Here is a 17,737-nt window from a genome sequence, read left to right on the forward strand (position 1 = left end):
ACTAAGTAATAACCCATTCTAACCAATTATGTAGAGGCGTTTTTATTGTTTTAACATTGTCGCTGTTTTGTTGTTGTTGAGCGTCTCTTAATGCTTGGCTTAGCTCTAAGTACTCAGATTTGGCACTCAATAAACGTGCTTTTAGCACATTAACTTGGTCTGTCTCTTGAGTGCATCTGTTTTTCATTATCTCCATCAAAGATGCTTCATTAATCTCAGCCTTTGCCAACGCTCTTTTAATATAAGCTTGCCACTCATCTTTATAACTACTCTCTAAGCGCTCTGGGAAAAGGTATAAGTCCATCATATCTTGATGAAGGTTTACGACATCACCTTTGTTATCAAATGCAATTCTAAGAAGTAGTAAGCTTTCAATTGAGAGCGTATTTAAGTAATTCATAACAGAACCTCTTTTTTAAACTCAATATAAATAGAGCTGGGTATTAGATCACTTCTAAAATTATTTACTCAGACTAATCTAACTAACATTGAGATGCGTAATAAAAATATTTCAGCGATAAACCGATATGTTTTTAAAGAAAATAAAACAAGCTTTAAAGATAGATAAACCCAATGAAACAATACCTGAAAAGCCACAAACTATTTCTTTATGGGAAGACACAGGTAAAGTTTTTTACATAGAAAATACCCTCAAGCTGACATATGAATCTAATAGTGGTTCTATCACACTTGAAAAGTTATCAATGCAAGCACTGCCTGATCTAATAAATAACATTTCACTCTTGCCAGAAAACTCCCCTCTTGCCATCAAGAACACTGCGAATCAAAAATCAGCATTCAATATCAGCCTATGCGGGGTCACTTGGCAAAAAAATGCAAATGCGACCAGAATAAAGGCTATACCTGATGCTGCATTATTGAGAAGCCAAACAGCCTGCTTTTCAAAATCACAGGCAATCTTTCGCCATGCTACATTGCTAGAACATGATGACTTACTCACCTCCTCTTTGATACAACCGAAAGCTGGACAATTTATTTATAACAGAATCACAGTTGAGCAATTTACCCAACAGATAAAAATAGCCAACAAGCGCATTTCTGAAGACCTGAGAAAGAAAGTGCTTATCAACCAAGATAATTTCGATAGTCCTTTTACAGAGCATGAATCAGAAGAAATAGAACGTTTAATTGATATCAACTTACAAAAGAAGATAACTTAGTAAAAATGTTTAAGGTTTAAAAAGATAATGAATAGAATAATTAAAAAAATTATAAAAAAAACTATTTAACTCCCCTCAACAGTGCCCAATAAGAAAACTCTTTAAGACTGCATATTTCAATAGTGGGAGAAAGATAAAGGTTAATTTGACAGATAAGAAATAATCATAACTGTGCACTTACTCTCGCAATATTTACATTATTGCAGGCCGTTTTGAGTAAAAATAAGACAGTCCATTTAACTACAAGAAACAATAATTATTTTTATTCGACAAAAGTATAATGTGCTCACCTCACGAACAAAGAGAATAGTTAAACTGCTGTTTAGCATAAAAATTCTCAACTCTTTCGGCAGACCTAAATCATTTTTGAATTTTTTCGATTAACGCATTTAAAAAGCAAAAGTCCCTATTTTTTATACTGTTATTTTTCGTATTTTTTATTGCTAAGATGCCCGCGTTTTTTACTTACAGAATTAGGAAGGACTTAGGATGAAGTTAAAAAATACCTTTATCGCTTTTTGTACCACAGGCAGTTTAGTGGCTTGTAATAGTATTTCTTCAGACTCAACACCGCTTTCTGCGGCTGCTCTAAGCGCTGAGCAAGCTGCTGCCACTGTTGTATTTATTCATGGCGCACATTTGCGTGGCTCTGCTTGGCAGCCTGTTGCAACTGAACTTGAAAGTGCACAAATTGCATCACATATTCTAGATTTACCCGGACGTGATAATACTGTTACGCCATCAAGCATTACCTTAAACCACGCAGCAAAGGCACTGTGTGAGCGAACTAATGCACTACCTCAGCCTCAGGTTTGGGTTATGCACAGTCAAGGTGGTGCGGTTGCTCACGAAGCGCTCGCATCATGCAATAAGGCTGAGATCAGTAACTTAATCTATGTCAGTGCCGTTGCGCCTATCGAAGGCGCTAAACCTTTTGCACTGCTAAACAAAGACGATGAAGACAATTACTTCAAAGGGGTCACCTATAAAGATGGCTGGATGAAAATCACCAATCAAGCAGAATATGTTGCGTCTTTTACCAACACCCAATCTCACTCTCTTAAGGCAAAAGTTTGGTCACAATCTGTCGATGAACCTGCTGTCACGGGCGAAGGCAAAGTGTACTTAAACAAAACTAAGTTAGACGCAATTCCAAAAGCCTATGTGTTTGCAAAAGAAGATAAAATCATCTCATATGCGACACAGCAAAAGATTGCTCAATCTATAGATGCGACAAAAACCTACAGTATTACGTCTGGTCATTTGCCTATGATCACACAACCTGTAGCTTTGGCAGATGCGATTAAATCAGCGTTAACACTTTAATTTTTAAATAAACTCAATCAATCGTTAAAAGGACTTTTTAATGATGAATAATACTCTTGCCCATAGTGGCAAGCCTATGGCGCTATTGAAAAGTGTCAGGGCACTTGCTGCCCAAAGTTTACCGAAAACGCCTTCTGTTACTATTGTTGGAGGTGGTATTGCGGGATTAACCAGCGCCTACGAGTTACTAAGACTCGGTGCAAAAGTGACCATCATTGAGGCTGATCCTGGTCATATCGGTGGTCGCGTTAGAACCTTACGAGAATCTGATACGCTTTATGCCGAATTAGGCGCAATGCGTATTCCAACACATCATCAGCTATCACGTCATTACATCGCTGAAATGGGCTTAAAGTTGAGACCATTTGTACAGGATAATGTCAAAGCTCACGCGATGATCCGTGGCCAAAAAGTCGCTCGGAGCGCTGAAGGTTTTGAACGCTTAAAACAGACCTTCGATCTGACCCCTAAAGAGCGCAACATGAGCGTAGATGATATGTGGGATCTTGCCGTCACAGAAGTACTCAATTCTTTATCGGATAAAGAAAAGCAGTCCCTATATGACAAAGAGTTAAGTACTGACAGACTGAAAAAACTTGATGCTATGTCGCTAAAAGATGCCTTTAAACAAGTGGGATTAAGCTCAGAAGCCCTTGAGTATGTCTCGTCAATTTATGGGGTTTCGACCTTGCTACATACTGCTTTTTCAGAGCATTTACGCGAGCAACTTGAGCGAGTTTGGTTTGAAGGTTTTGACGAAATCGTCGGCGGTACGGATTTACTCGCACAACGTCTTTATCAAAATATTGCAGGTAAAGTTAATTTTCTGGCGGGAGCCAAAGTCGTCGACATTAACAATCAAGCCGATAAGGTATCTGTGTGTTACCAGTCGAGAGATAGAAACAAACACACCATAGAGTCTGATTATGCTATTTGTACGTTGCCTTTTGGCGTATTGGGCAAAATAGACTTTCATAACAGCATAAACCCAAAGAAAGCGCGTGCATTTGCACAAGTGCACTATGATTCAGCCACTAAAGTATTGATCAGAACAAAGAATCGTTTTTGGGAGCTAAAAGAAGGGATCTATGGTGGTAGCACCATCTATGATGTCGGCCTAGGACACACTTGGTATCCAGCTGATAATGCCATTGCTAAAGATACTTCGGTATCAAACTCGGCAAGTTACCTACTCGCCTCTTATACCTGGGGTCAACACGCACGCCGTGTTGATACGCTCAATAACTTCGAGCTAAAAGAGCTGATCTACACCGAGCTGAAAAAAGTACACCCCTATATCACTCGAGATGACATTTTAAGTGTCTTGCGATGGAGCTGGAGTAACCATACTCACTCAGCGGGTGCCTATGCTTTTTTCAACCCCAGAGATCATCAAGATTATTATGCACTCATGCGTGAACCTGAGCAGCGCTTATGCTTCGCGGGTGAGCATTGCTCTGTCTATCACTCTTGGATCCAAGGCGCTTTAGTCTCAGCGCTTGAGGCCGTGCAATACATTCACAAACACGCTTAAATTTTTTACCAATTAAAGTAGTAAGCCAAAGATAAGTTTTGGTAATAAGGAAATATCATGTCTTATACAGTCGCTGAGTTTATTACACTCAGACTTAAACAATTAGGGTGTCACCATGTTTTTGGTGTGCCGGGTACATCATGTTCAGATTTTATCGACAGCTTAGTTGCCGATCCTGACATGCACTTCATCAATACCGTTAATGAACTAGAAGCAGGTTATGCCGCCGACGGATATGGCCGACAAGGCGCCTTAGGTGCTGTTTCAGTTGCGTATGGGGTTGGTACGTTAAGTATGGCCAACGGCATTGCCAGTGCATTAACAGAGCGCGTGCCTCTGGCGGTGATCAACGGCGGTCCAACCGATAAAGACTTAAGCCTTGAGGCCGAATACGATGTGTTATTCTCGCACTCAACGGGGTTTGGTAAAACCGATTTACACGTGTTCAAAGAGCTGACGCTCGCCGCTGAAGAGATCCGTGAATTAGACGGTGCTGCAGATAGAATAGATGCTTTGCTGATCACTGCGTTAGAGCAATCTGGTCCAGTGTATATCGAGATCCCTCAAGATTTGTGGAAAAAGCCGATTGGTCACTTCTCTGCGAACTTAAGCTATTCAGCAAAACGCCACACTGCGGGTAAGCAACAGTTTGTCCGCGCCCTTGAAGACAGACTAGCGCATGCCCAAAAGCCTGTGGTGTTATTGGGTGCTGAACTAGTTAGATTTGGTCTAATTGATGAGGCAATGCAATTTGTTGAATCTCAGGGACTGCCTTTCTATACCACCTTGCTGTCTAAGTCTTTAGTAAGTGAATCACACCCTCTGTTTTGCGGTGTGTATGACAGTGATTTAGCTCCTTCAACCATAACACAAGGTGTTGAATCATCTGACTGTGTGATTGCACTTGGCTGCTTGTTTGGCATTGATCACCGTTATATGGTTATCTCACTGAAAGAGAAGCTGATCCGTGTGGCATTTAATAAAGCCATGGTAGGCAGCCATGTACTGCCTAAACTCTCTTTGGGCGCTGCAATAGAAGCCATCAATACGTTGCCACCCCTTAACTCACAAGGTAACACCGTACCCAGTGTCGCCGGATTAAGTTATCAGCAACGCCGCGAACAATGGCAAAGCAAATTTGCCAGCGATCCATATTCAGGCACTTTGGGGCATGATGGAATTTTTGCTGCCATCGGGGATTTCTTAAATACCACCCATGCGCCTTATTACATTAGCTTAGATACTTGTTTGGCAAGCTTCCCGGGCGCGGATATACCTGTGACCGATACACAGTGCTTCTTAGCTAACCCGATTTGGCTTTCAATTGGTCAGGGCACTCCCGCCGCCATTGGAAGTTATTTTGCAACGGGTAAACGACCGCTTATTGTGACTGGTGACGGGGGATTCCAAATGGTGTCACAGGCATTCTCATCCTTTGTACAAAACAATATCCCAGCCATTATTGTCATTGTTGATAATGGCTCATATGCGATAGAGCAGTTCTTAATTGACGGTTCGTTCTTTACTGAGCCTGGTAAAGCACCGTTGGATTACGTGATGCTCAATGGTTGGAAGTACGAAAATATGCCGCATGTATACAACGGCGGCATTGGCCTTCGAGTCAATACCTATGAAGATCTACTTGGTGCACTGCAACATGCACATGCCCGCGATGATCAACCTTGTGTGATTGCAGCACAGATCCCAATGAAAGATCTCCCAGCTGAAAACCGTGCCTTTTTAGGTATTTAATCAAAACCGGCCGGTAAAACATCATACCGGCCACGTTAACACAAGGGTAAAAGGATGACATTGTCGCGACGCGCTTTTTTAAAAAGCGGTTTTGCTGCTGCCGGATTAACCAGTCTTGATGCGTTTGCTTCGCCTTGGATAAGGGCCTTGCTTAATGAATCAAATAGCTACCATGCATTGTATTTAAATAAGTATTTATTTAATGATTTTACTGCATTATTAGCAAAGCAACTGCACTTATATCAAGATGCTGAAATACACACTCAAGCATTAAAGTGTGCGGCAAACATGCAAGATGAAGCGCTGATATACCAGCGTTTGTCGGCTATTCTAGCCAGCAGTAACCTCAATATACAGTTGCTTAATATGCATCGTTTGCAAGATCAGCAAGTGCGCTTCAGCCAATATTTGGCAGAGTTAATTCAGCATCAACGGTTCTCTGGGTATATCAGCTTTGGTCTACCCAATAGTGAGTTTGATCCAATCAATCACTTGCCATTTTTTAATGGTGCAACTTATACCATGACGCACACCTTAAGCGAGCAATATACACCATTGCCACGAGCAGATTTCACTGGAGTAATTCACCCAACAGAGCTATTCACTCAAGCAAGCCATATAAATGCGCCTAAGACTGAGTTAGCCGCTATTTATAATGGCCCTCACAACTATTCAAGCAATGAGTTTGCTCACATGATGCTCAATATAAAGCAGCACATGCCCTCTGGTGGCAAGTTAATCATGCCAATATTCGACGTGCAACACACCGCACAAAAACATCTGGTCTCGGTATTTAATGATTGGCAAAACTTACTTCATGGCCGCTCGTGGCAGAGCGCAAAAACGCATAGAAATAGACTGCAATCTTTAGACGCATGGCATAGAGAAATGGCGGTCTATGGCTACAAAGTGCATAAGGTTATTCCGCTCGAAGAAAGCACTATGCTGCCGGAATATCTCAGTATTTACGAAAAGGTTTAAATATTATGGAACCATCAAATAACAAAGGACTATCAAGACGTGCTTTCTTAAAAGGCACCGGTGCAGGAATGGGATTGTTAGCCAGCAGTATGCCCAGCTTTGCACTCGACAACGTGTTTAACAATCACAATGGCGCGGTTGCCACCGCACAATTAAAAAATGCAGGGCTATTGGAGCAAGCACAAACCAATATGCTCTTCAACCAACTAACGGATGCGCTTAATTTCAAACAATCTGAAACAGATAAAGTACTCATTATCTTAGGGCAAGTGAGTGAAAAAGCATTCCCCTATAGTGTTGATCATAAATTAGTCAGCGCTTGTTTGACACGCTTACAATCAAAAGGCATCAACAGAAAACACATTACTATTGCCTATCATGCGCCAGAGGGGCTTGCGAGTAATTCGCCATTGCTTAAAGCGATTGCAGATCCTCAAACAGATAAGCAGTTTCATAAAGCGCAACTTGTGAATGTTGCTAATAATAGTAACTGGTCGACTCTGACTATGCCCAAAGCATTACCAGATGTAAAACTACTGGCGCAGGCAAGGCAAGCCGATCATATTCTGTTCTTAGATCAACTGACAGATAAAGAAGGAGTGATACATTCCCCGCAAAATGGATTAGCTAACGTTTTATTTGAACCACAGTCTTTGGAGAAATATCGTAATCGGCTTGATGAACTATTTGCGATGCGCGACATACAAGAAACTATTTCAAATAAGGTACGTTTACTCGCTTACAATGCCTCTCGATTTATTGCGCATTCCCCTGAGTCAGGTGTACACATGCATCATGTTCATCCGGGTATGCTGGCTATCTCAAATGATATTACAAGCCATCAATTATTCGCTGAAAACTACTTGCATAGTGTATTGAATAACACGCCTAAACTCAGACATAGCGCGCAAACGCTTAATTGGTTTCAATCTGGCGTGAGTCGTGATCCTATGACCATTGAGCAAATAGAAAAGACCATGCAAAAATCTGGAGTGATGCTGAATAAAGTGCAGTTAGTCTAGGTCGTCATTTATGGCGACAGAATTTTTTTGCTCTGAGCCACTTTTATCGAGCTAAAGCCACGACCTCTAGATCAAATTAATATGTACCATGTAGGTCGTCATTTATGGCGACAAGGGTTTTGCTCTGAACTGATTTTGTCGGGCTAAAGCCACGACCTACAGATCAAATTAATATGTACCATGTAGGTCGTCATTTATGGCGACAGAATTTTTTGCTCTGAACTGATTTTGTCGGGCTAAAGCCACGACCTACAGATCAAATTAATATGTACGATGTAGGTCGTCATTTATCGCGACAGGGTTTTGCCCTGAGCTACTTTTGTCGGACTAAAACCCCGACCTACCACACAACCAGATTGTAGGCGCGATTTTATATCGCGCTTTTTTATGACAAACCGAGACTTTGCCTCACTTGTCGCATTTGCTGCTGTAACTTCAACTGGATCTCACTCACTTGCTGGCTAGAACTATTTACTTGGTCTTTCATACTCAACATAGCTTGACTGAAATCATCCACCAAACCACTTTGTTGTTGAGCAAGTTCCATGGCATGACTTGCAACTTGATTCGCTGTCTGAGCACTTTCTGCAACCCCTTCAGAATTACGTTTTAACTCTTGCGCATGTTCAGTCTGCGCTTGCGCATCTTGTGATAACGCGCCCATTTGCTCAGATACTTTCTTAGAGTTTTCGCCCAAGGTGTTTAACTGCTGATGAATGTCAGACAGTGAATCTTGCGTTTGTTGTGCTAGCTTTCTCACTTCATCGGCAACAACGGCGAACCCACGGCCGTGCTCGCCCGCTCGCGCCGACTCTATGGCTGCATTTAATGCTAGTAAATTAGTTTGTTCAGCAATGGTACGGATCATTTCAACCACTGTGCCTACTTCTGAAACACCCTTTAATAATTCATTTAAGCTATCTTGCCCTTGCTCTACACGCTGCTCTGTTGAAGAGCTCGCTTCAAGCATGGCATCGGCAAATTGCACACTGTGTGACATGGCTTCAAAGGTACTATTGGCATTATCAGATACCTGGGTATTGATATCGTTGGCTTGCTCGCCTAAATCTCTAATATTGTGCAATAGCCCCTGAGTTTGCTCGACTTGATTATAAGTGTTCTCAGATTGCTGACTGATCTGTGACAGGCTTTCGCTCATCTGGGCCATAAACTCATTCACTAAAGTCAGCATTTCTTGGCGCTCTTGTGCTTCTAGTTGTTGGCGCTGAATGAGCTGATTAAAGTAACCAGCTATCTCACCCACTTCAGTGTCAGGGTTTTTACTGTGGATTTGTTTCATTTCATTTGAATTGATCAAATCAGCAAAACCATCTCTAAGCTGTCGCAATGGATTAAGCACTTGGTTTAACTGCACAAAATAAACACCTGCAGCGAGTAAAATTAACAAACCAATTGCCACACTGAATAATACCAAAACATTCAATTTTAAATCGTCTTGACTGGCTTTTAAGTCACTTTCAGCCGATAGCACAATATCAATAATAGTTTGAATATCTGCTCGAAGTGCTTTTGTACCCGCTTGACGAGATTGTGATTGCGCAAAGGTATTTTGTACGTCTTTGCCAAAACGATTCGCCCAACTAGAAAGCTCTGATTTGATTTCATCGGCTAAGTCTTCTGCTTCTTCGCCAAAAAACAACGCGTCTTCGTCGACTTCGCTCATAACCCCTAGGTTTTCTAAACGATCGATTTTATTGGCGATAGATTGCAAAGTCGAAATGGTATTTTGTAGGCTCTTTTGCGTATTTGCATCCGGGTTGATTGATAAGTGATAGGTAAAAATACTCAATTGGTTCACTGCTTGAAAGTAATCAGACGCTAACGCGTAATATTGTTTTTTGACAGGGCTGTCATCTGCTTTAGATGCATAACTAATTAAAGATGATGCTGAGCCACTCATTTGTCTCAAGGCATTATCGAGTAGTGCCATCTCGTTGCCAGACAATTTACCAATCGCACGATACTTTCCGTTAATATCTGAATCTAATGCATCTAACTTATTGCTCATGGTCGCAGCTAATTCATCAGGTAATTGACCAATATATGCTTGTTTGAGCTTGTTGATAATGTCTGAAGACTCAGTTAAATACTGACTATCGCCGCTGCTAAGATAGCTTTCAACGCTACCTGATAGCTCCACCAATACAGTGTTTTTGAGTTGGTTATATCCTGTGTTCTGCTGATCTAGTGTATTTAATAAATTCGACGCCCAAAACAATACGCCAGCCAAAAATAAACTTGCCGACGTAAGCAAGATTGCCAGCCATCGAGTAAAAACAGAAACACGCATAACACCCCCTTTGTTCCAAATTTCGGCGCTAGCGTATTACCCTTTTATGACAGTTTGATGTAATTTGTTCAACAAGAGAGCGAACTAAGTAAAAAGCATACTTTTTACTTATCCCTATATAGGATAAAAACTCTATTTCATTGCTGCTTTTACGTATACATCAAAACGGTTTTTCTTAGTGGTGATTTGCATACTCGGCTTTTGCTCATCGAGGAATGGCGCGTAGTCAGGGCGTTTCACGGCAACGCGTTTACTCGCCAATTGCATAGCAAAGGATAGTAATGCATCTGCATCGTGATCGTCTCCCACTAAAGATTGGAACACACGCATTTCTTTTTTCACCAGTGCCGACTTTTCTCTATGTGGAAACATAGGATCAAGATACACCACATCCGGTTCAATCGAGGTACTATTTAAAAGGTCATGACTAGAACCAAACGCCATATCCACTTGCGCTTTCATCCACTCACCTATTTCAGTATCTTGGTAAGCACGCACTAGGCCATCATAGAGTAATGCTGCAACCACAGGGTGACGCTCATGCATGGTCACTTTGCAACCTAGTGCAGCTAATACAAAAGCATCTCGACCTAAACCTGCGGTGGCATCAAGTACATGCGGTATCGCACCTTTATTTAGCCCCACAGCTTTAGCAATTGCTTGACCTTTGCCACCGCCAAATTTACGTCGGTGTGCACTGGCTCCAGTTACGAAGTCTACTCGAATGGCACCGAGCTTTGGTTCATCACTTTTGAATAACTGCAATCCATGCTCATCAAACTGCAACTTAAACAAGCTTTTATTTGGCACATCATTGGCATTACACTGCTCTGCCCATTTGGCTAATTCAAAGCGTTTTTCGATTTCATCAAGGTAAGGACGATTTTCAGGATAGGGGGTATGGATTAGCAAGGGCAAACTCCTTATAGAACAGCTTGCCCATTATAACGTTGAAACGCTTATTTATACCAACTCTCATAATACTTAATTAAGAGCAGAGGATTAGAAAAGCTCAATATCATCTTGAGAGGCAACTTGGTCTTCACTCCAAGGCTGACTCAACTTATTAAGACTAGTATGAAGTGCCTCTCGCGTTTCTGTGAGCAAAGCGAGTTTTTGTTTGATGACATCAATCTCTTCGTTCAAAAAGGCGAAATGCTGAGAAACTTCTTTTAATTGCTCTAAATTTGCAACTTCTTCAGCGACCAGTAATTGCCGGAAGTTATCTGATTGCATGCTGTGGTGCATATCTAAAAAAACTAACTGCTGCGCAATGTCATCACATACTTGACCTATGTGCGCTACTTGCTCGATTGCTTGCTCACTCTCTTCCATATCTTGAATTTTGGCATTCGTCGCCTCCAAAATATGTGGCAGCAAGTCTTTGTAACGGCCGTACATACCAGGATCTTCGGTCGGCATATTTTTGATCAGCAAAGAGACTTTAGGGTAGTTAATAATGGTACGACGACCAAAATCGACAAAACGACTACCTTCACGATTTTGCTCTAACAGTTCTTGCTCAATAGGCTGAATAGCACCTTCAGCAGATTTAAACGCCTCACCTTGTTGATGCCAAAATGCGACCGCGACTTCTAGCTGTAAAGGCACAAAGAACTCAAAGAAAAAGCTAGATAAACTTTCTAGATCATGGGCGTGATAAGACTGACCAACATAACGCATAATCCGACCCATATCACCCGAATCTGTCATCGCAATTTCGGCGGTGATCTGCGCTTGCTCCATATCTTGTTTAAGGCGCTGAGACACTTGACGATAGTCATCAAGTACATTGATTCTGGCAAGCAACTCTTCTCGGTTAAAAGGTTTTACTATGTAGTCTGCAGCACCAGAGTTATAACCTCGCATACGCTCAGAGATATCTGTGCGAGAAGAAAGAAACATCACTGGAATTTCTTTGGTTTGTGACGCTTTTTTTAGCTTTTCACATACTTCAAAGCCGTTCATGCCAGGCATTTCTACATCAAGAAGAATAATATCGGGTTGATATTTAAGGGCTAACCGCAATCCTTCATCACCATTTTTAGCTCGGATCAATTTACAGCTTTCAGCCAACGCGTCTTCGATGATCTTATGCACTAACTTGTCGTCATCGATAGCCAGCACCAGTCTGCTCATACCATTTCCCTTAATAAATCATGTCTTTAAATAGCATAGCTGGAGATGATAATTTTGCGAACCCCAAAAAGCATAAAAGCGCCCGAAGACGCTTTTATTTTTATAACTACATCAAACTCTGAGTAATTATTATGCAAATTTGCAATCTTGGCGCAGGGTCTACCCCGCGCTACAAAAATTTTACGCTATTCCACTATGACGGAGTAATGCGTCAACTTGTGGTTCTCTACCTCTAAAGCGCTTGAATAGTTCCATTGGCGCTTCAGAACCGCCTTTTTCTAGAATATTCTGCAGAAAGTCTTGTCCAGTTTGTGAGTTAAACACGCCTTCTTCTTCAAAACGAGAAAACGCGTCTGCCGATAAAACTTCCGCCCATTTGTAAGAGTAATAACCCGCGCTATAGCCACCTGCAAAAATATGACTAAAGCCATGTTGGAAACGGTTAAACTCAGGCGCTTTAACCACGGCTGTACGCTTACGCACCTCATTTAAAGTAGACTGAATTTGACAACCTTCTTCGGCCTTATAATCAGCATGAATATGGAAGTCGAATAAACTAAACTCTAACTGGCGTAACATCTGCATGGCCGACTGGAAGTTTTTCGCAGCCAATAATTTATCAAGTAACTCTTTAGGTAATGGCTCACCAGTTTCAAAGTGACCAGAGATAAAGCTCAGCGCCTCTTCTTCGTAGCACCAGTTTTCTAAGAACTGACTTGGTAACTCTACGGCATCCCAAGCAACACCATTAATACCCGCAACCGCTGAAGCGTCGATTTGCGTCAACATATGGTGAATACCATGACCAAACTCGTGGAATAAAGTGGTCACTTCGTTGTGAGTGAATAAAGCAGGCTTGTCGCCGACGGCTTTATTGAAGTTACATACTAAGTATGCCACCGGTGTTTGCAGCTCGCCATTGGCACGAATTTTACGACCCATGCAGTCATCCATCCACGCGCCACCGCGTTTGTGCTCGCGAGCATATAAATCTAGGTAGAAGTGGCCACGAAGAGCATCATTTTTATCGTGCACAGCAAAAAAGCGAACATCTTCATGATAAGTATCAAAATCAGAAAGCTCAGTAACTTTAATGCCAAATAGCTTATTAACTGTGGTGAACAAGCCTTGTAATACTGTATCTGCCGGGAAGTATGGACGTAACTGTTCGTCTGAAATGGCATACTTAGCTTGCTTTAACTTCTCGCCAAAGTAACCGTAATCCCAGGCTTGTAAATCTGTCATTTGATATTCAGACTCAGCAAATGCTTGTAGCTCTTTTAACTCTTGTTCAGCTTGTGGTTTAGACTTAGCCGCTAAGTCATTTAAAAACTCAAAAACCTGCGCCGGACTTTCAGCCATTTTTGTTGCCAATGATTTATCTGCAAAGCTGTCAAAACCTAGTAGCTGAGCTAATTCATGACGTAACTTTAGCTCTTCAGCCATAAACTCTGAGTTATCAAACTCTCCGGCATTCGGGCCCTGATCGGAAGCGCGAGTGCTAAATGCGCGGTACATTTCTTCACGTAACTCACGGTTATCAGCGTAAGTCATCACAGGCAGGTAAGACGGAATATCTAAAGTAAACACCCAGCCTTCAAGTTCTTTGCTTTGTGCCGTATGCGCCGCTAAGGCAATTGCTGACTCAGGCAAGCCCGCAAGCTCGCTTTCATCTGTAATATGCTTTTGCCAAGCTTGCGTGGCATCCATGACATTATTACCAAACTTTGCCGCAAGCTCTGATAAACGTGCTGAAATTTCGCCATAACGCTTTTGTTTATCACTATCTAACGCGATACCCGACAAAGTGAAATCACGTAGCGCGTTATTAATTGAGGTCTGCTGGGCAATACTCAGTGACGCAAATTCTTCTGAGTCTTTTAACGCTTTATAGGCTTCATATAAACCTTGATGCTGACCCACATAGGTTGAATATTCTGAAATAAGTGGTAAACACTCATCATAAGCTTTGCGTAAATCTTCAGAGTTAACCACTGAGTGCATGTGTGATACTGGCGACCACATACGAGAAAGCTTGTCATCCGCCTCTTCAAGTGGCACCACCAGCCCTTGCCAAGTGAATGCTTGTTTTGCCAATACTTCGTCAATGGTTTTACGGCAATGTTCAATTGCCGCTTTTAGTGCTGGCACTACATGATCTGGTTGAATTTTCGAAAATGGCGGTAAACCTTCTAGGCCGATCAGTGGGTTACTCATAAATGCTCTTTCCTTTAATCTGTTCTTATAAAATATGCGCTTTCGTCATATATTTACCGTATTAGCATTGAAATTGGGGCAAATGCCGCAATTACAAGTTAGACTGAAATATTCTTGATACTTCGCCTTTCTATTACAGAATAGCTTAGAACATAAAACCAATTTTTAAGGAGTTTTTATGGCTCAACATTTTGATTATATTGCCATTGGTGGCGGTAGCGGTGGTATTGCATCGGCTAACCGTGCGGCAATGCGTGGCGCAAAAGTCGCTTTAATTGAAGCTAAACATATGGGCGGCACGTGTGTAAACGTCGGCTGCGTACCTAAAAAAGTGATGTGGCACGGCGCACAAGTCGCTGAAGCAATTAAGCTTTACGCACCAGATTACGGCTTTGATGTTGAACTTAAAAACTTCGATTGGGCTAAGTTAGTAGAGAGCCGTGAAGCCTATATTGGCCGAATTCATAAAGGTTACGAAGGTTATTTAGCAAAAAATGGCGTAACCGTGATCAACGGCTTTGCTAAATTCGTTGATAACAAAACCATCGAAGTGAACGGTGAGCACTATACGGCTGATCATATTTCTATCGCGGTAGGTGGTCGCCCTTCTGTTCCGAACATTCCAGGCGCAGAATATGGTATCGACTCAAACGGCTTTTTCGAATTAGATAAGCAACCACATCGTGTTGCTGTAATTGGTGCAGGCTACATTGCAGTTGAACTTGCTGGTGTTCTAAATAGTCTTGGTACTGAGACACATCTTTTTGTCCGTAAACATGCACCACTTCGTAGCTTCGACCCCTTGGTTGTTGAAACACTCACTGAAGTGATGGAAAAAGAAGGCCCTACACTTCATACCAACGCCACACCAAAAGCGCTGACAAAAGAAACTGATGGCTCTGTGACCTTGCATTTAGAAAATGGCGACACTCATACGGTTGACCAAGTTATTTGGGCGATTGGTCGTGAGCCAGTGACTGATTTAATCAATCTACAAGCCACTGATGTTGAAACCAATGAGCGTGGTTTTATTAAAACCGATGAATACCAAAACACCTCTGTACCGGGGATCTATGCACTGGGCGACATTATGGAAGGCGGTATTGAACTTACGCCTGTAGCCGTAAAAGCAGGTCGTATGCTGGCTGAGCGTTTATTTAACCCTGAACTGCCAGATGCAAAAATGGATTATGAACTAGTACCAACAGTGGTATTTAGCCACCCACCTATCGGCACAATCGGCTTAACCGAGCCACAAGCGATCGCACAGTACGGAGAAGAAAATGTGAAAGTGTACACTTCTACGTTTGCTGCTATGTACACCGCTGTGACGCAACATCGCCAACCTTGCAAAATGAAACTAGTTTGTGTGGGCGAAGACGAGAAAATCGTTGGTTTACACGGTATTGGTTTTGCGGTTGACGAAATGATCCAAGGTTTTGCTGTGGCAATGAAGATGGGCGCGACTAAAGCAGACTTTGATTCTGTAGTGGCGATACACCCAACGGGTTCTGAAGAGTTCGTTACTATGAGATAGTCACTGCCAATTATTCATCCATGAAGCACCGCCCGGCTCGACGTCCTTTGTCTCGCGTTCGAGCCTAAAATAGCTGCATGCTTTCGCTATTTTCGAGCGGCTCTCACCCTACTGATTCTGAATAATTCGTTACCATGAGATGGACACTGCCAATTATTCATCCATGAAGCCCCCTGGCTCGACGCCCTTTGTCTCGCATTCGAGCCTGAGCTACCTACTTTCTAGTTATTAAGAAAGTTGATATCAATTAATCTTTCATATTTTTTTAACTGAAAGTTTTTATGTGACGCCAATGAAGCTGCTAGAATAAGCGTAACTTTTCTGCTCTCAATACAACAAGGTTTTCATAGATGAAAAAACGTATTGCTTTAGCACTTTTAGCAAGTGCAACGTCTGCAGCTGTGTCGGCTGCTGATACTCGCTCTCAAGGTATGGGTAATGTCGGTGTCGCTTCTGCAGACTACCTATCCTCAGTGTTAATTAACCCAGCGTTGATCAATCGCCATTCTGATGAGACTGACGATTTCGGCTTAATTTTACCTTCTGCAAATGTATTTGTTCGTGACGAGCAAGAGTTGCGTGACCATATCGATACTTTCCAAGATAGCTTTGACGAACTTTCAGACTTACTAGAGCTAGCTGAATCAGGCGGTAATGTTACCGTTGAGCAACTAGATAAGGCTCGTAGTCAGCTATCATCTGATTTGGCCATGCTAAATGGTGGCATTAATATCGAAGCAAATCTAGCATTAGCGCTTGCATCTCCAAGCCGCATTGGCGGTTTTGCGCTGTATGCCAATACAGATATTGATGCAAATGCAAACCTATTCATTTCTGGAGATGATGTAAATGTAATTGCAAATGCACAAACGCCTGAAGAACTTGAAGAGTTAAACTCCCGCTTACAAGTTGTCGGTGCTGCAATTAGCGAAATTGGTTTTGCTTATGCTAATCAGTTTACTGTTTCTGATAAGCAAGTATATTGGAGCATTACACCAAAGTTCCAACAAGTTGATTCATTTAACTACGTATCGAAAGTAAATGACTTTGACGAAGATGACTTTGATGCAAACGATTACACGAAAACAGAGAATAACTTCAACTTTGATATTGGCTTAGCAACTGAGCTAACTGAAAGAGTCACTGTAGGTTTCGTGGCTAAAAACCTCATCGAAAATGACTACGACTCTGTATCAAGCCAAGGTATCACGCCTTCTTACAAAGTTGGGCCTGAGTTTATTGCAGGTATCTCTTACAATGGTGACATTGTTACTCTTGCAGCTGATGTTGATTTAACTGCACCTCAGCATTCAAGCCTAGCAGAAGAAAGCCAGTTCGCACGCCTTGGTCTAGAGTTAAATGCGTTTGATTGGGTACAAATTCGTGCGGGTTACCGTCACGATTTCAATGGTGATAAAGAAGACAGTTACAGTGTAGGTTTTGGATTTAGCCCATTTGGCGTTGTACGCCTAGACTTAATGGCACAAACATCTGGTGAGAACGACATAGGTGCTGGCTTACAGCTTAGCTTCACGTTGTAATTACTCTGGCTATGGGCATAACACCTTCATTATGCCCATAGCTTTACTTTCTGCCCCTGATTAATTTTCCACCCAGCTTGCTACTTTATCTATTACCCAAACCTTTGATCTTACAAACTTGACTAATGTTGTACTTTTAAGCAATCTGAATGTAGTTAGGTTACATATTTAACTAAACTAAAGTATTAGAATCACG

At 41.9% G+C, this 17,737-nt stretch carries 13 protein-coding genes; 8 read left to right on the forward strand and 5 right to left on the reverse strand.

Going from position 1 to position 17,737, the window contains the following annotated elements; all coding sequences use genetic code 11:
- Window position 1: 1 nt before the first annotated feature.
- A complete protein-coding gene (locus ACGHEH_RS04930) occupies window positions 2-400 on the reverse strand; it encodes a hypothetical protein (RefSeq protein WP_138567835.1) in 399 nt (132 codons plus the stop codon).
- Between the two features lie 127 nt (window positions 401-527).
- On the opposite strand from ACGHEH_RS04930, the gene ACGHEH_RS04935 reads away from it, so the two are divergent.
- The 6 genes from ACGHEH_RS04935 (at window position 528) to ACGHEH_RS04960 (ending at window position 7,796) form a co-directional block, all read left to right on the forward strand.
- Window positions 528-1,181 carry a hypothetical protein gene (locus tag ACGHEH_RS04935; RefSeq protein WP_130255457.1) on the forward strand — a complete coding sequence of 218 codons (654 nt, stop codon included), beginning with the start codon at window positions 528-530 and terminating at the stop codon, window positions 1,179-1,181.
- A gap of 489 nt (window positions 1,182-1,670) precedes the next feature.
- A complete protein-coding gene (locus ACGHEH_RS04940) occupies window positions 1,671-2,507 on the forward strand; it encodes an alpha/beta hydrolase (protein ID WP_390442306.1) in 837 nt (278 codons plus the stop codon).
- Between the two features lie 40 nt (window positions 2,508-2,547).
- A complete protein-coding gene (locus ACGHEH_RS04945) occupies window positions 2,548-4,041 on the forward strand; it encodes a flavin monoamine oxidase family protein (protein ID WP_390442309.1) in 1,494 nt (497 codons plus the stop codon).
- 57 nt (window positions 4,042-4,098) lie between these two features.
- Entirely contained in the window at window positions 4,099-5,793 is a 1,695-nt protein-coding gene (locus ACGHEH_RS04950; protein ID WP_138477956.1) for a thiamine pyrophosphate-binding protein, read from the forward strand.
- 54 nt (window positions 5,794-5,847) lie between these two features.
- A complete protein-coding gene (locus ACGHEH_RS04955) occupies window positions 5,848-6,774 on the forward strand; it encodes a hypothetical protein (RefSeq protein ID WP_390442312.1) in 927 nt (308 codons plus the stop codon).
- Between the two features lie 5 nt (window positions 6,775-6,779).
- Entirely contained in the window at window positions 6,780-7,796 is a 1,017-nt protein-coding gene (locus ACGHEH_RS04960) for a hypothetical protein (protein WP_390442314.1), read from the forward strand.
- A 385-nt stretch (window positions 7,797-8,181) separates the two neighbouring features.
- Here the strand turns inward: ACGHEH_RS04960 and ACGHEH_RS04965 are convergent, their stop codons facing one another.
- From ACGHEH_RS04965 to prlC, 4 genes are all read right to left on the reverse strand, one after another.
- The gene (locus ACGHEH_RS04965; protein WP_390442317.1) at window positions 8,182-10,107 is read right to left on the reverse strand and encodes a methyl-accepting chemotaxis protein; all 1,926 of its coding nucleotides are present in this window, start codon (window positions 10,105-10,107) and stop codon (window positions 8,182-8,184) included.
- Between the two features lie 132 nt (window positions 10,108-10,239).
- Window positions 10,240-11,019 (reverse strand): class I SAM-dependent methyltransferase, encoded by a 780-nt coding sequence (locus tag ACGHEH_RS04970; RefSeq protein ID WP_390442319.1) that lies wholly within the window; start codon window positions 11,017-11,019, stop codon window positions 10,240-10,242.
- Between the two features lie 90 nt (window positions 11,020-11,109).
- Window positions 11,110-12,246 (reverse strand): PleD family two-component system response regulator, encoded by a 1,137-nt coding sequence (locus tag ACGHEH_RS04975; protein ID WP_390442322.1) that lies wholly within the window; start codon window positions 12,244-12,246, stop codon window positions 11,110-11,112.
- Between the two features lie 180 nt (window positions 12,247-12,426).
- Entirely contained in the window at window positions 12,427-14,463 is a 2,037-nt protein-coding gene (gene prlC, locus ACGHEH_RS04980; protein ID WP_390442325.1) for an oligopeptidase A, read from the reverse strand.
- A 178-nt stretch (window positions 14,464-14,641) separates the two neighbouring features.
- On the opposite strand from prlC, the gene gorA reads away from it, so the two are divergent.
- Together gorA and ACGHEH_RS04990 are read left to right on the forward strand one after the other, a co-directional pair.
- The gene (gorA, locus tag ACGHEH_RS04985) at window positions 14,642-16,000 is read left to right on the forward strand and encodes a glutathione-disulfide reductase (RefSeq protein WP_390442328.1); all 1,359 of its coding nucleotides are present in this window, start codon (window positions 14,642-14,644) and stop codon (window positions 15,998-16,000) included.
- Between the two features lie 350 nt (window positions 16,001-16,350).
- Window positions 16,351-17,541 (forward strand): conjugal transfer protein TraF, encoded by a 1,191-nt coding sequence (locus tag ACGHEH_RS04990; protein ID WP_390442331.1) that lies wholly within the window; start codon window positions 16,351-16,353, stop codon window positions 17,539-17,541.
- Window positions 17,542-17,737 lie beyond the last annotated feature (196 nt).

This window comes from Pseudoalteromonas sp. MTN2-4 (genome assembly GCF_042848605.1).
Lineage (GTDB): Bacteria > Pseudomonadota > Gammaproteobacteria > Enterobacterales > Alteromonadaceae > Pseudoalteromonas.